Raw genomic sequence first — 12,266 nt, 5'->3', positions numbered from 1 at the left:
TAACCGAGAAGCCCCCACTTCAAACAGTCCATTAGGACGTTAAGTGGCGGGTAGTTCACATGTAATGTCTAAAAGTGTACTTTGTGATAAATCGAAAAATAGAGAATCTTAGATGCAGCTATTTTTCAGATAAACAACTATATAGCCTTTAATCCTTCTATTTATACATATAATACTCTTTATATCGTTCAAACCTCGATTTTTTTGTTTTTGCTGGTATTATGGGTGACCTTAATGTTTTAGAGGGTGCTGCTTGCTTTGGCATTTCTAATACTCCACGTTTCTTCAGCTCTCTATACAAACTACTCACTTTGCACCCTACTATTTTCGCAATATCTGGATATTCAGTCCCTTGATTAAATAATTGAACTGCTTGTTTACATCTTTCATCCCATTTTTCTTCTGTCGTTCGATTTTTAACTGATTTTTTGTCAAGCTTGATACACTTTCTTTCTAGATTCCCCTGCTCGGCATTATACTCTTCTGTATCTCCTTGACGATTACAATGCTCCTCCCTCTGTAATCGTATCATTTGTGCTTTTTTCGCAACTTCTTTCATGTTTCATTCACCTCATTTTGTTTGATAAATTTTCACACCCTACTGCGTTATCTGCAATTCCTACTAGTATTTCAGATAATTCTTTTAAGAAAGCCATTAATACTTCTATTCCTTATCCCTTCTATCACAACTTTTAATTAATTATTTACAATCCAAATTAAATTAGCTGTTTACTCAAACTACTTACGTAACATCCAAATTGGTATACATTTTTTATATGTAAATATCCATTCCTTCTTGATGGCAAATGAAACAAAAATTTCTTTAAATCTTTATTAGTGATAAGTTTAAAGAACAGTCCATCTTGGTTATAGTTTTACATAATTGTAAACTATAGTAAATTGATATTATTAATATTGAATATTCTTAATATTAATTCCGTTTATACACATCAACAAACAAAACATTAATATTAATTTCTACTAGTTTTTGTAAACATACTAAATTATCGCCTATTTATGGATTTACACACCTTGAATTTATATAGTGTATTTTTATAGTGTTAATACCTTTTTGTATTTAATATTTCTTTTACGAATACAGGTAATCTATCAAATATAGTGAATCTGAATAAGGGATATGAAGTTTATACATCTTCTTTAATTTCTATAATTACTAATTCAGAAAATATATAAGTAACCAACTATTTATCAATGTGTATAACAATTGCCCTCGACTCTTCAAGTAACCCATCAAAATTAATTTGTCTTTCAATAATTCCCTTTAGGCGTTCACATACTTTTTCAAAAAGCATCTTTATCTTGAATTTCAAATAAATATTTTTTTCAAACTTGTGCGTGCACTAAAAAAACACAAGTAATTTTATCAGAGTCACCTTTAATTTCTTGCACACCTAGTGGAAAGAATCCGTTTTTTACTAACGGGTTCTTTTCATTATTCGTCATACTACAACTAGATTGTTACATTTTTTTTACAGCTCACCTTTACTTGAATAAATATTCCGTTCTTATAGATCCTTAAATCCTCTTTTCTTTAATGTCTTTTCGTTATTTGAGTCTATTCATGTAAATGCATTATTTATTTCTCCCGTATTCAATCGCCTTTGAAGCTGTCGATATAAGGTTTCTCTAGAAGTATTGTCTGGGATACATAGGATTTTTGTGTACGAAAGAAAGTATCGTAATTTCAACCCAAAACCATTTATTTACCTATGTTAAATTTCTAAATTTGTATTGATAATTCTTGGCTTTAGAAGTATTCTATACATATTCAAACATTTGAAGATGTATAGAATACTTCTGAAATGTTAAATGTAAATAAATACTAGAGGTGTTTTAATGGGAACTGAAATGCAACAATTTAAAGCAGATTTCTTTAAAGCTTTATCGCATCCTTTACGAATAGGGATTTTGGAAGTTCTATCAGAAGGGGAAAAAAGTGTAAATGAAATTCAAAGCATTCTTAAAAAAGAAGGTTCTGCAGTTTCTCAACAATTAAGTGTATTACGAGCGAAAAATATTGTTGTTGGCACTAAAGATGGAAAACGAGTATTATACTCCCTTCGAGATCCTATGATTATGAATTTATTGGTGGTTGCGCGGAAAATTTTTAACAATCATTTAATTGATACAATTTCTATGTTAGAAGAGCTAGATGAAGCAGAAAGCGAAATGGTAAAGGAGGAATACATTGAGCAATGAGGCTAAAAGAGAAAGTATCATCCAACATGGAATTGAGATATTTCACTCTATAGGAGCTCATCACGTTTGTAATGTTTGCATTAAAAGTGGATATTCTTGTTGCTTTTCATGTCAACATTTACAAGATGGTATTGGATGTCAAAAAAGGAATACAGCTTGTACAGCCTGGTTATGCGGCATTCAGAACTTTTTGTTTGATCAAATAGGATTATTAGAAGAATGGAATAGTTTTTGGGCTGATATTCCAGGACAGATGTTTCGTAGAGATATTACCCCAGATAAAGTAAAAGTCACATCATTTATTGATACGAAAAAGCTAGATAGTCGGGCTGGAGAACTTCTAGCGGAAAAATTACAATTCCATGTACAACAAGGTGGAGATATAGGGAAACTAGAACGTCATTTAAGCAAAACCTATAGTAAATATTAGGATGTCGTTCTCTTTTATGAAAATAAAAATCCCCTGTATAAGCAAATTGAAAACACATTTGTAATCTACATGTATTAAAAAGAGAAAAGAAGGGTTTGTAATGAGAGGTTTATTTACGGGAAGGTTCGAAGGATATTCATTAGGTCATTTTCAAAAAGATCTTCTTTCGGGACTGATTGTTGGAGTTGTTGCGATTCCTCTTGCTATGTCTTTTGCTATAGCTTCTGGTGTAAAACCAGAGTATGGAATATATACAACATGTATTGCAGGAATACTTATTTCTCTATTTGGTGGTTCAAGGTATCAAATTGGAGGACCTACAGGTGCTTTTGTTCCCATACTTTTAGGAATTGTCATTACTTATGGGTATGAAGATTTACTACTTGCTGGTTTACTTGCTGGAATTATCTTATGCCTTATGGGAATTTTTAAATTAGGTTCGTTAATTAAGTTCATACCACGTCCTGTAACAATTGGTTTTACTTCAGGTATTGCTGTTATTATTTTTACGGGACAAATTGCTAGTTTTTTAGGTTTAACAGGCATAAAAAAACATGAGGACTTTATAGCAAACTTGAAAGAAATATTTACTCATATCGGTACCACTAATTTTTATAATGTAGTAACTGCTTTGATTTGCTTTTTCGTTATACTCATAACACCAAAAATTTTGCCAAAAGTACCGGGTTCATTAGTAGGTGTTTTGATTTCGACTATAATTGCAACTATATTTTTCTCAGGTCATGTACCTACTATTGGTACAGCATATGGTACGATTCCAAATACACTACCTCAGTTTGATATACCAGAGGTCACAATAGAGCGTATCCAACATTTAATTGGCCCTGCGTTTGTTATTGCTATGTTGGGCGGTATTGAGTCCCTTTTATCTGCTGTCGTCGCAGATGGGATGACAAATAGTAAACATAACAGTAATAAAGAACTTATTGGTCAAGGAATTGCTAATATTGTTACCCCATTATTTGGAGGAATTCCGGCGACTGGAGCAATTGCTCGAACAGCAACGAATATTAAAAGTGGCGCTGTTTCACCCATGTCCGGTGTGATTCACGGAGTATTTGTGTTATTTACGCTTCTACTGCTAGCTCCATACGCCTCTCACATCCCACTTGCTAGTATGGCTCCTATTTTAATGGTTGTAGCGTGGAATATGAGTGAGCAACAGCATTTTGTTCATATACTTAAAATGAAGACCGGAGATTCTCTTGTATTACTAGTAACATTTTCCCTTACTGTATTTACAAGTTTGACAACGGCTGTGGAAATCGGTCTTATTTTAGCTATTATTTTGTTTACAAAACGTATGAGTAATATGCTTGTGATGTCAAAAGTGCTTCCTGATCATACAACAAAGAATGAAAAATTATTACCGCATGTGGTAAATAATGCTCATGATTGCCCTCAAATTAGTATTTACACAATAGAAGGTCCATTATTTTTTGGAGCTGCGCAAACATTTGAACAAAACATTTTAGCGACAATTCATTATAGACCCAAAATTCTAATCTTATGTATGGGCAAGGTTCCTTTTATTGACACAACAGGCGAAGCCTACTTTAGGAATATTGTCCAACATTTTAAAAAACAAGGTGGCGTACTTCTCATTTCAGGGGCTCAATCAGAGTTGAAAACAACTCTAATTAAGAATGGATTATATGCTGAGATTGGAAAAGAGAACTTTTTTTATCATACAGGAGAAGCAATTAACTGTGCTTTAAGACATTTGAATAAAGCGAAATGTGTAGGATGTAAACATTTTGCTTTTCATGAATGTGCCCAGCTCTCCCAACAATGCCAGGATATTAATACAATAAAAAATAAATCAAAAGCATTAGAATTTTAAAAAATATATTTCCTATACAAAGTTTACTTGTTTTGATTTACTCTTTTAAATATTTTGCTATAAAGCAGAAAAGGAGAATGTTTAATTTGGCGAATGCGAAGAAGATTTTTATAAAACTTCAACAAGAAGGATTTTCATACATTCAAAAAATGATCATTACACAACAAGAAGAGAATATATTCCTTACATTTCAATGCAAAAAAAATTGTACAACTAGTACCCTTTCAATAGATGATAAAAAGAATTACGAAAAAGCTATATCGTTTTTTTCTCATGCTTCTGGTGGTGTAATTTTATGGGGAATAGATTCAAATAAAAATAATAATGGTGTTCACATAGCTAAAAAAATTCAACCTATCTCTAATGGAAAAGAATTTTTTAGTAATCTAAATGATTTATTATTTAAAAATCCCAACAATACAAACCAGGATGTTAAAAATATATATATTCCTTTGCCTAAAGAAGTAAACCGTGGATTTGTAATCACCTATGTCCCCAGGAAAGACTATCTATTAAAACTTAATGACTACTATACAAAAACCAGGGATAACTTTGCAATGATGATGGGACAGATTCTATTAAATGATATGTTAGAAAATAGAAAATTGTTAAGGGAATCACTATAAATCATGCATATAAAGGAACCCTCTTGCTTTTACAAGAGGGTCTCACTTTACATTATTTTATTTCGGTATAAAGATAAATAAAAAACTGTCATTTGAATAAAGAAAACACTAATTACAATGTATAAGGGATATCCTGGAATATACATATTAAAAATAGGAGAAAGCACTAAAAATCCAATTGCGATGATTAACACATACCATAGTGAAACAAATGCTGTACGACAAGCTCTTTCAGTAATTAACTTTTCACGTTCGTCTTCTAGGGGAAACAATAGTGGATACATCAGATATGAAAGGGCGTTATATTTCTTCCTCTGTATTTTATAAGAAATTGTTATTACAATACCTATAACTAATAAGAATAAGACTGGTGTAATATTTAATGATACTTCAAAGGCTACTTTCTTAGCTTCAATAATATTGGCAAGTTCTATAATGCCGTAATAAAGTTCAATGAATACCCAACATGCTAATGCCATAATAAGTACATTAATCACATAAGAAATCATCAATCTATTCATCCTCTTCTTCCTCCTTATTTAATACAAACACTTCTTCCATCTTCAAATCAAACACATCACAAATTGACAATGCTAGTAATAATGAAGGGATGTAATCCCCTTTTTCAATTGCCGCGATCGTTTGCCTCGTCACTCCAACTTTTTCAGCTAATACACTTTGTGTGAAATTAAAACGAGCTCTAATTTCCTTTACTTTGTTAAAAATAGTCAAGTTCACCACCTCTTACCCTCAATGTATACCATAATTAACAAAATGTAAAGTTAACTTAACATTCATTCCGCTAAAAATCCAATTTTATAAAAAGCGGTACCACCACATATTCATTAATTTAAAAATTGTATAGTGGTCCTAAAACAAAACGCTGATTGCGTGCTCTAAGGCTGAATTATTTGATATAGCAGTAAAATTCAAATACTCCTCACCTTCCAATAGAATCAATTAATAACGTGGAAATATCAAGTGAACTCTTGCTGTTCGAGTCGTTTAGGTACCCGAAGCCCCCAAGAAAAAGAAGAAACCATATTTAAGTCTTAGGAAAGAGATAAACATTAGAAAAACTGTCATTAAAAATTCAAGTAAACTCTCTAAAAAGTTTTACAATCAAAGCAGAGAGACTTTGATACAGGAGGCGCCAATTTATGAATCGAATTGAACGTGAAGAGAAAACAATTAGCATTATGATTGATATGTATTGTAAAAACGAACACAAACAAAATACTCTATGTGCAGAATGTCAAAAATTAAAAGATTATGCTTATTTTCGTTTATCAAAATGTCCATTTCAAGAAAAGAAACCAGCATGTCAAAATTGCAAAATTCATTGTTATAAATCAGATATGAAAGGTTTAGTTAAGGAAATTATGAAAAAGAGCGGACCTAAAATGATTTTAAAACATCCATATTTCACGCTCATGCATGCTGTTGACACAATGAAGAAGTTTCCTGACTTACCAAAAAGAAAAAAGTGGTTTGTCTAACAAACTAGTTTTTTTATTCCTTTTCGACTAAAGAATTATATGTGAGTTTTAAATCCTAATTGCTTCTGAATCATCTTTAAAATAAAAGTATTTAGAAAATGTTATGCAGAGATCCCTTTCCTCAAATTTGTCCGCTTTATCTCCAAACTAATCATTTTTTTGAATAGAGATTTCCGTTAGAAATCTTGGTACATCTTCATCATAACTCCAAAGATAGGTTCCGAACCTAAAGTGGCAAAAAACAAAGAGTCAATTATCGGTGTGATATCTTGGGCGCACTAGTTCAGGAATAGATAATGTATTGTTTTAAAAATGCAAATGTTTCATTCGTAATACAACAAGCTCATTTAGAGATAATCTGTAGTCTATATGCTAGAAGTTTTTTGAGGAGGGGTTTCCTATAGTAGTATAGGTTAGCTTTTATTTGCTACTTTCTCCTCGACGACTTTATCGATAAGATCATCAATAACTTCCGTGCATCTTATAATAAAATCAGCATCTTCACGAGTAGTATCACTATTGCTAATACGCTCAATTACTTCTGTTCCATATTCACTATCTTCATCTGTTTTTGCTAAATACCTTTTGTAAGCTCTTACAACTAGTATCGCTTCTTTTTGATCCATATCAATTTGGCGTAGCTCATCATCAAAGTCTTCCAATGAAATCCCTCCTGTTTGTAAATAACGAAGTCTATTTAATTATATTACAATATAAAAATTTATTGTTATATTATTTTTGTGAACTTGTGTAAAAGTGTAAATCTCCACATTTACACTTTTACACATTAAGAACGAAATTACATGGAAGAATATGAAGTTGGATATGAAAAGTGATATTCATTTGACTCTAGTGAAGAAGGATTTATAAAAGGTGAATATAAAAGTGGCTTTTAGATTAAACAATATTTATTATATATCGAGTCAATACTATAAATCGATGCTGCTGAAAACGGGATATAGTATTTAAATCAAAGGAGTGGGGAAATGAGTACACAATATAAATAAGGGAACTAAAATATCTAATGGATCTCAAAAATAGTATAGGTAATGTATATAAAAAAATCACTTGTCTTGGAAACAAGTGATTTTTTCATTAGATAAATTGCTACTTGCCAACAGCAGGTAGTTGTTATCCTATTCATATGTTCAATAGATATTATATCACATTTTTTAGCTATATAGCCGGAATTGTTTATATTGAAATGAAACCAATAATATTTTAAAAGGTACCATTAATTATTTAGTACTTTAAAAATGCATTTTTGAACCTTTAAACTTCTCAAATTTGTAAGATGAAATAGATCTCTATCAATATAATTCATTAAACTGACCTATTATTTTAAGTATAAGCGAACGAACGTTCAACATCCATATTTAAACAAGTTAATTATTGAAACCGTGTGTGTTCGTTTCTGATAGCCAAATTGTTATCAAGATACGAAAACAAAGTATTCTTAAAATGAAAAGAACACTATTCTTTTTGTAAAAATATACAGAAAGGATACTGTCTTTTTAGCTATATGGATAGTGCAAAACCTTAGTTTTATAGTGATCTATCGGTGCCTTATATATGCTTTATTATTATTTCTGTTACATGTATACATTTACATAATCTTTATAAGAGTCTTGTAACTGTTAACAGGACTCTATTTCTGAATATTCAAGAGGCCATTTCATATCTTCGATCTGTTCTTTGCTCCGAATTGGTTGTACATCAATTAAATATTGCTTTTTATTCATCTGTTTTTTAATTCCTTTATTTTCAATGATTTGAATGTATACTTTTTTGTCTATTTTAACATTTCAATGAAATCAAATGGAAGTCAACGTTTAAGGGGAAATGAAAGTAAACTTTTGGCTAAAAGTTTACTTTCGAAAATAGATAAAAATAATTTGTTATTCATATCATTGGCAAACATAAATATCCAATAAAGATACTTAATTACAAATATAATTATTTGATTTATAATTATATTTAGAAAATAGAATAGAAAGGTCTTGGTAATATGTTGGGTATTGATGTTATAAAAACAACAGAGGAATTAATTATTAAGTGGCAATTAGCAAAAGTTAATATTCCATTAAATGAAATTATTGAGGTTACTGAAGATGATACTTATGCTGGCGTTGAAAAAAATGATGCAATTCGAATTGGGACACCTTATGGTACAACCGATCGCATCTTAATTAAAACTAAAAAGCAAGATTATGTATTATTTACTACTAATAAAGTTTCAATTTTAAATAAAATAAATGCTTAATAACTTAATTGGTTTAATATAATTTTTTAGAAAAAAGGCGACTAATGTAAAGTCATTTTTTTCTTGGGGGCCCGCCAACAAAACGCGAATTTCGTACGCTAAGGATTTTCTAAGTTAGAAAACTTGAGTTTACCGTACGCTAAGAGGGGGTTCAGCCGAGATACGTGTAAAAATGGGTCATAGACTGGATTTTATTTCCATTGTTGATTTTTCAGCTAAAAATAACTACCTCACGATAAACAAAAAGCCAATTTCCTGTACGCTAAGGAAATTGGCTTTTTGCTCAGCTAGTTATTTAGGTTATCTCCAATCGAATGATATAAATTCATATTCTTGAAAAGAAAAATCAGAGATTCATCACAAGTTATTAGTTTTTAATTAGTAAGAAAATCATTAATGAAGAAACACTATTGCTTATAGTTTACGAATAGGACTAGTAAGCGCGATAATAACCTCAATGAACTTTGCAGTTGATGCCAAAATAAATATTGCAACTGGATTAAAATCGGAAATTAATCCACCTACTAGTGCTCCTAATGGCATAGCCAAACGAGTAAGCACACGTGAAAATCCTAAAACTCTTCCCTGCATATCGGTGGGTACTGTTTCCTGTCGAACGGATGCCACAATAGTATTCCAGGCTATATTACAAATCATAGCCAGACCAAATGAAATCCCCGGCGCAAGCCAATATTCACTCCATATTGCATAGGTCAATCCAATTGCTCCCACAGCAAGAAGGGTTGGAATAAGGATTCCCCTTCGAAATCGTTGTTCAAGTGGAATAACAATGATACTTCCTAAAAGACCACCTACCCCAATTAAAGTATAATTAATCCCACTTTCTTCAGCGGATAGATTTAATGTAGAAAGTAAATAATACATAAGCCCACCTAATACAGCGCTAGCACCAAAATTTCCGACCATTGCTTGAAGAGATAAAGCAAGGTTAAGACGATCATTTATTAACCATTTAAGCCCTTCTCTCATATCATTCTTTATAGTTTGTAATAGTGTTTTTGCTCTATCTGTAGGTTTCTTCTTTTCTAATTTCGGCAATAGTAATACAGCAACTAGAGTAGCTATAAAAGAGAGAGCATTTATCCAGAGGGCATTAATCCCCCCTATTATAGCAATTATAATACCGGCTAATGCGGGTCCTGCTAAACTAGCAATTTGGTTAACCATTTGGTATGCGGAATTGGCTCTTGTTAACGATGGACCTGCGATTTGTGGAATTACTGTAATAGTCGCTACGTCAAATAACATCGATAGTACGGCTAAAATAAAAGAAACAACATATAGATGCCAGAGTTGAAGTACGCTCAAGTTATACAGGAGAGGAATTAAGGATACTAAAATAATACATCCTACATCAGCAACCCACATTAATTTCCGCCGATCAAAACGATCCACTACTACTCCTACGATTGGACCAAATAAAACAATAGGTAACACACCGATAGCAAAAAGTGAACTCATAATTATTGCTGATCCAGTTAACTTATAGGCAATCCAAGGAAGAGCAAACGTATAAAGGGAATCACCTATCCTGGAAATCAGTAAACCAAAAATAAAAATCACGTAGGTACTGGGGAAATGTGTAATTTTTGAAACTAGATTTCTGCTTTGTGCATTCGGTTTCAACGATGAGTTAAAGTTTGTTTCTTTCTTCATTATCGACTCTAATTTACCTCCTTTTTTAGTAGCAAAACTTATATTAACTGGCAGTAAGCCCCTTACTTATTAAATATTTAATAAAGTATAAAATTCTTTAAAATACAAAAGTATTCCTTCTTTTAACCAATTATTCATTTTGCTGTAAGTGCCTATTTGTGCTAAGTTAACATTTATAACAAAAACGACCGTTTTTGGTTCTGTTTTATTGAAAATAAAAAAGAGTCTGGATGCAAGACTCTTTTTCTTAACATAGTTTATTAATAGATTGCTTTCGTATTAAAACTACTATTACTCCACCGCATATACATACTCCATAAATAATGCTTGCAATATTTCCGAAGATTTCTAATCCAAAAGGGAGTAAAAATGTAGCAATTCCTACTACATAAGCAAATATACCGAATAATTTAGCTAGTTTATTTTTATCACCAATAAAAGTTTCTTCCTGATATCCTGCAATAAGAGATAGGCGTTTTTTTATATGAATTTGGTAACCACTTATCATAATAATTAAACTAAGAATCGTGCAAATCCCTAATCCCACCAACATTTTCACTGTCCTCACCATCCTTTTCATTATTTTACCATATTCAAGTTGGTTTTATGTATGCTTAACGTACGAATTTCGCGTTATGTTGGTGGAACCCCTTCTTGGAAATATTTTAATTTAAAAAAACCGAAAATTAAAATATTTAAATGTATAATAAGGTATAGAAGATATAAATAGAGAAGAGGGAATATCGTATGACTAGTTTAAAAAATGTTCTTGAGCTTGATTTTGCATATCTTGAAACCTTTACTAGCCGAATAGAGAAATCATGGGGTTCTATATTTTGTAATGAAAGTAACCCATATTATTATGATGCAAATCATGCACATGTAAGTGTAGTAAGTTTAAATCCACAAATGATAGTAGATGAAGTAGTCCAGTTCTATAAGACTAAAAATATAGTACCTAGATTTTATATATACAACTTAGATATGCAAGAAAAACTGATTTCTGAATTGCAAATAAAGAATTTTGGATTTGAAGAATTAATAAGTCCAGTTCAATTATGGAATAAGGAACTAACTAAAAAAGATAAAAATGAAAAAGTTACTATTGAAAAGGTATCTGAATTAAATTTTGAAGAAGCTTTAGATATTGAATGTAGTATAAAAGAGTTGGGAGGCGAAGTTAGAAAAAAAGCTTTTCAAGATGAATTCCAACATCCAGCATTCACTCACTATCTACTTAGATACAATGGAGTAGCATGTTCCATCGCTTGTATTTTTGAACATGAAAAACAAGCCCGAATGGAAAGTGTTGCTACAATTGAAAAGTTTAGAGGTAAAGGGTTAATAGGTGAACTTATTCACTTTATTCAAAGTGAAGTAATGAATAGAGGACTAGATAATCTTTGGGTGATCCCAATTAATGAAACAGTAGAAAAGGTGTATGCAAAGTATGGATTTGAAACAGTAGAAAAAATTAAAACGGGACATGCGTTTTTAGAAGGAAAAAGTATTAAAGAAATTCACGAGGGATAGAAAAAATCAATTTATGTTGCTAAAAGAGGTACCGCCAGCATTTCGGAAAAAACCCACGCTAAGCCAACAATACAATAAGCTGTCCATATGGACAGCTTATTTACATAATTTTCGAAAACGGAATTAAGTGAATATGGTTTATTTAATATTGATA

13 protein-coding genes and 2 pseudogenes are annotated in these 12,266 nt (G+C 31.3%); 7 read left to right on the top strand and 8 right to left on the bottom strand.

Features of this window, described 5'->3' with window-relative positions; translation table 11 throughout:
* Positions 1–157 precede the first annotated feature (157 nt).
* Complete coding sequence (locus tag HMPREF2590_RS12930) at positions 158–559, bottom strand: hypothetical protein (protein ID WP_050822715.1); 402 nt, start codon at positions 557–559, stop codon at positions 158–160.
* A gap of 1,298 nt (positions 560–1,857) precedes the next feature.
* On the opposite strand from HMPREF2590_RS12930, the gene HMPREF2590_RS12925 reads away from it, so the two are divergent.
* From HMPREF2590_RS12925 to HMPREF2590_RS12910, 4 genes are all read left to right on the top strand, one after another.
* Positions 1,858–2,220 carry an ArsR/SmtB family transcription factor gene (locus HMPREF2590_RS12925; protein WP_050822714.1) on the top strand — a complete coding sequence of 121 codons (363 nt, stop codon included), beginning with the start codon at positions 1,858–1,860 and terminating at the stop codon, positions 2,218–2,220.
* On the top strand, positions 2,210–2,650 hold the full coding sequence (locus HMPREF2590_RS12920) for a hypothetical protein (protein WP_050822713.1): 441 nt from the start codon (positions 2,210–2,212) through the stop codon (positions 2,648–2,650). Before HMPREF2590_RS12925 ends, HMPREF2590_RS12920 begins: the two co-directional genes overlap by 11 nt.
* A gap of 100 nt (positions 2,651–2,750) precedes the next feature.
* On the top strand, positions 2,751–4,514 hold the full coding sequence (locus HMPREF2590_RS12915) for a SulP family inorganic anion transporter (protein WP_070861446.1): 1,764 nt from the start codon (positions 2,751–2,753) through the stop codon (positions 4,512–4,514).
* Between the two features lie 86 nt (positions 4,515–4,600).
* Entirely contained in the window at positions 4,601–5,140 is a 540-nt protein-coding gene (locus HMPREF2590_RS12910; protein ID WP_029442954.1) for a hypothetical protein, read from the top strand.
* A 47-nt stretch (positions 5,141–5,187) separates the two neighbouring features.
* On the opposite strand, the gene HMPREF2590_RS12905 is transcribed toward HMPREF2590_RS12910, so the two are convergent.
* Together HMPREF2590_RS12905 and HMPREF2590_RS12900 are read right to left on the bottom strand one after the other, a co-directional pair.
* Entirely contained in the window at positions 5,188–5,661 is a 474-nt protein-coding gene (locus tag HMPREF2590_RS12905; protein ID WP_070861444.1) for a DUF2178 domain-containing protein, read from the bottom strand.
* Complete coding sequence (locus tag HMPREF2590_RS12900; protein ID WP_050822708.1) at positions 5,654–5,872, bottom strand: helix-turn-helix transcriptional regulator; 219 nt, start codon at positions 5,870–5,872, stop codon at positions 5,654–5,656. The genes HMPREF2590_RS12905 and HMPREF2590_RS12900 overlap by 8 nt, the downstream gene beginning before the upstream one ends.
* A gap of 428 nt (positions 5,873–6,300) precedes the next feature.
* On the opposite strand from HMPREF2590_RS12900, the gene HMPREF2590_RS12895 reads away from it, so the two are divergent.
* Positions 6,301–6,639 (top strand): nitrous oxide-stimulated promoter family protein, encoded by a 339-nt coding sequence (locus tag HMPREF2590_RS12895; protein WP_050822707.1) that lies wholly within the window; start codon positions 6,301–6,303, stop codon positions 6,637–6,639.
* Between the two features lie 35 nt (positions 6,640–6,674).
* On the opposite strand, the pseudogene HMPREF2590_RS30735 reads toward HMPREF2590_RS12895, so the two are convergent.
* From HMPREF2590_RS30735 to HMPREF2590_RS28840, 3 genes and pseudogenes are all read right to left on the bottom strand, one after another.
* Positions 6,675–7,008: pseudogene (locus tag HMPREF2590_RS30735) on the bottom strand (integrase); the annotation flags it as partial.
* Between the two features lie 44 nt (positions 7,009–7,052).
* The gene (locus HMPREF2590_RS12890) at positions 7,053–7,301 is read right to left on the bottom strand and encodes a hypothetical protein (RefSeq protein ID WP_050822705.1); all 249 of its coding nucleotides are present in this window, start codon (positions 7,299–7,301) and stop codon (positions 7,053–7,055) included.
* Between the two features lie 999 nt (positions 7,302–8,300).
* Positions 8,301–8,381 (bottom strand): annotated as a pseudogene (locus tag HMPREF2590_RS28840) (tyrosine-type recombinase/integrase); the annotation flags it as partial.
* Positions 8,382–8,647: 266 nt separating this feature from the next.
* Between HMPREF2590_RS28840 and HMPREF2590_RS12885 the strand changes: the two are divergent.
* A complete protein-coding gene (locus tag HMPREF2590_RS12885; RefSeq protein WP_000900581.1) occupies positions 8,648–8,902 on the top strand; it encodes a SunI/YnzG family protein in 255 nt (84 codons plus the stop codon).
* A gap of 414 nt (positions 8,903–9,316) precedes the next feature.
* On the opposite strand, the gene HMPREF2590_RS12880 is transcribed toward HMPREF2590_RS12885, so the two are convergent.
* Both HMPREF2590_RS12880 and HMPREF2590_RS12875 read right to left on the bottom strand, forming a co-directional pair.
* Positions 9,317–10,579 (bottom strand): MFS transporter, encoded by a 1,263-nt coding sequence (locus HMPREF2590_RS12880; protein ID WP_070861443.1) that lies wholly within the window; start codon positions 10,577–10,579, stop codon positions 9,317–9,319.
* A gap of 247 nt (positions 10,580–10,826) precedes the next feature.
* On the bottom strand, positions 10,827–11,132 hold the full coding sequence (locus tag HMPREF2590_RS12875; protein ID WP_050822787.1) for a DUF3784 domain-containing protein: 306 nt from the start codon (positions 11,130–11,132) through the stop codon (positions 10,827–10,829).
* A gap of 194 nt (positions 11,133–11,326) precedes the next feature.
* Between HMPREF2590_RS12875 and HMPREF2590_RS12870 the strand changes: the two genes are divergently transcribed.
* Positions 11,327–12,112, top strand: coding sequence for a GNAT family N-acetyltransferase (locus HMPREF2590_RS12870; protein WP_050822701.1), 786 nt, complete (start codon positions 11,327–11,329; stop codon positions 12,110–12,112).
* Positions 12,113–12,266: the final 154 nt, after the last annotated feature.

Origin of the sequence: Bacillus sp. HMSC036E02 (genome assembly GCF_001836235.1) — a bacterium.
Classification (GTDB): Bacteria; Bacillota; Bacilli; order Bacillales; family Bacillaceae_G; genus Bacillus_A; species Bacillus_A cereus.
Note: the sequence above shows the minus strand (reverse complement) of the source record. Positions and strands in the feature narration are given on the sequence as shown.

Bases quoted from the DNA above. Each gene is read 5' to 3' on its own strand.
- HMPREF2590_RS12930 (WP_050822715.1), bottom strand. From the start codon at position 559: ATGAAAGAAGTTGCGAAAAAAGCACAAATGATACGATTACAGAGGGAG.
- HMPREF2590_RS12925 (WP_050822714.1), top strand. From the start codon at position 1,858: ATGGGAACTGAAATGCAACAATTTAAAGCAGATTTCTTTAAAGCTTTA.
- HMPREF2590_RS12915 (WP_070861446.1), top strand. From the start codon at position 2,751: ATGAGAGGTTTATTTACGGGAAGGTTCGAAGGATATTCATTAGGTCAT.
- HMPREF2590_RS12905 (WP_070861444.1), bottom strand. From the start codon at position 5,661: ATGAATAGATTGATGATTTCTTATGTGATTAATGTACTTATTATGGCA.
- HMPREF2590_RS12895 (WP_050822707.1), top strand. From the start codon at position 6,301: ATGAATCGAATTGAACGTGAAGAGAAAACAATTAGCATTATGATTGAT.
- HMPREF2590_RS12885 (WP_000900581.1), top strand. From the start codon at position 8,648: ATGTTGGGTATTGATGTTATAAAAACAACAGAGGAATTAATTATTAAG.
- HMPREF2590_RS12880 (WP_070861443.1), bottom strand. From the start codon at position 10,579: ATGAAGAAAGAAACAAACTTTAACTCATCGTTGAAACCGAATGCACAA.
- HMPREF2590_RS12875 (WP_050822787.1), bottom strand. From the start codon at position 11,132: ATGTTGGTGGGATTAGGGATTTGCACGATTCTTAGTTTAATTATTATG.
- HMPREF2590_RS12870 (WP_050822701.1), top strand. From the start codon at position 11,327: ATGACTAGTTTAAAAAATGTTCTTGAGCTTGATTTTGCATATCTTGAA.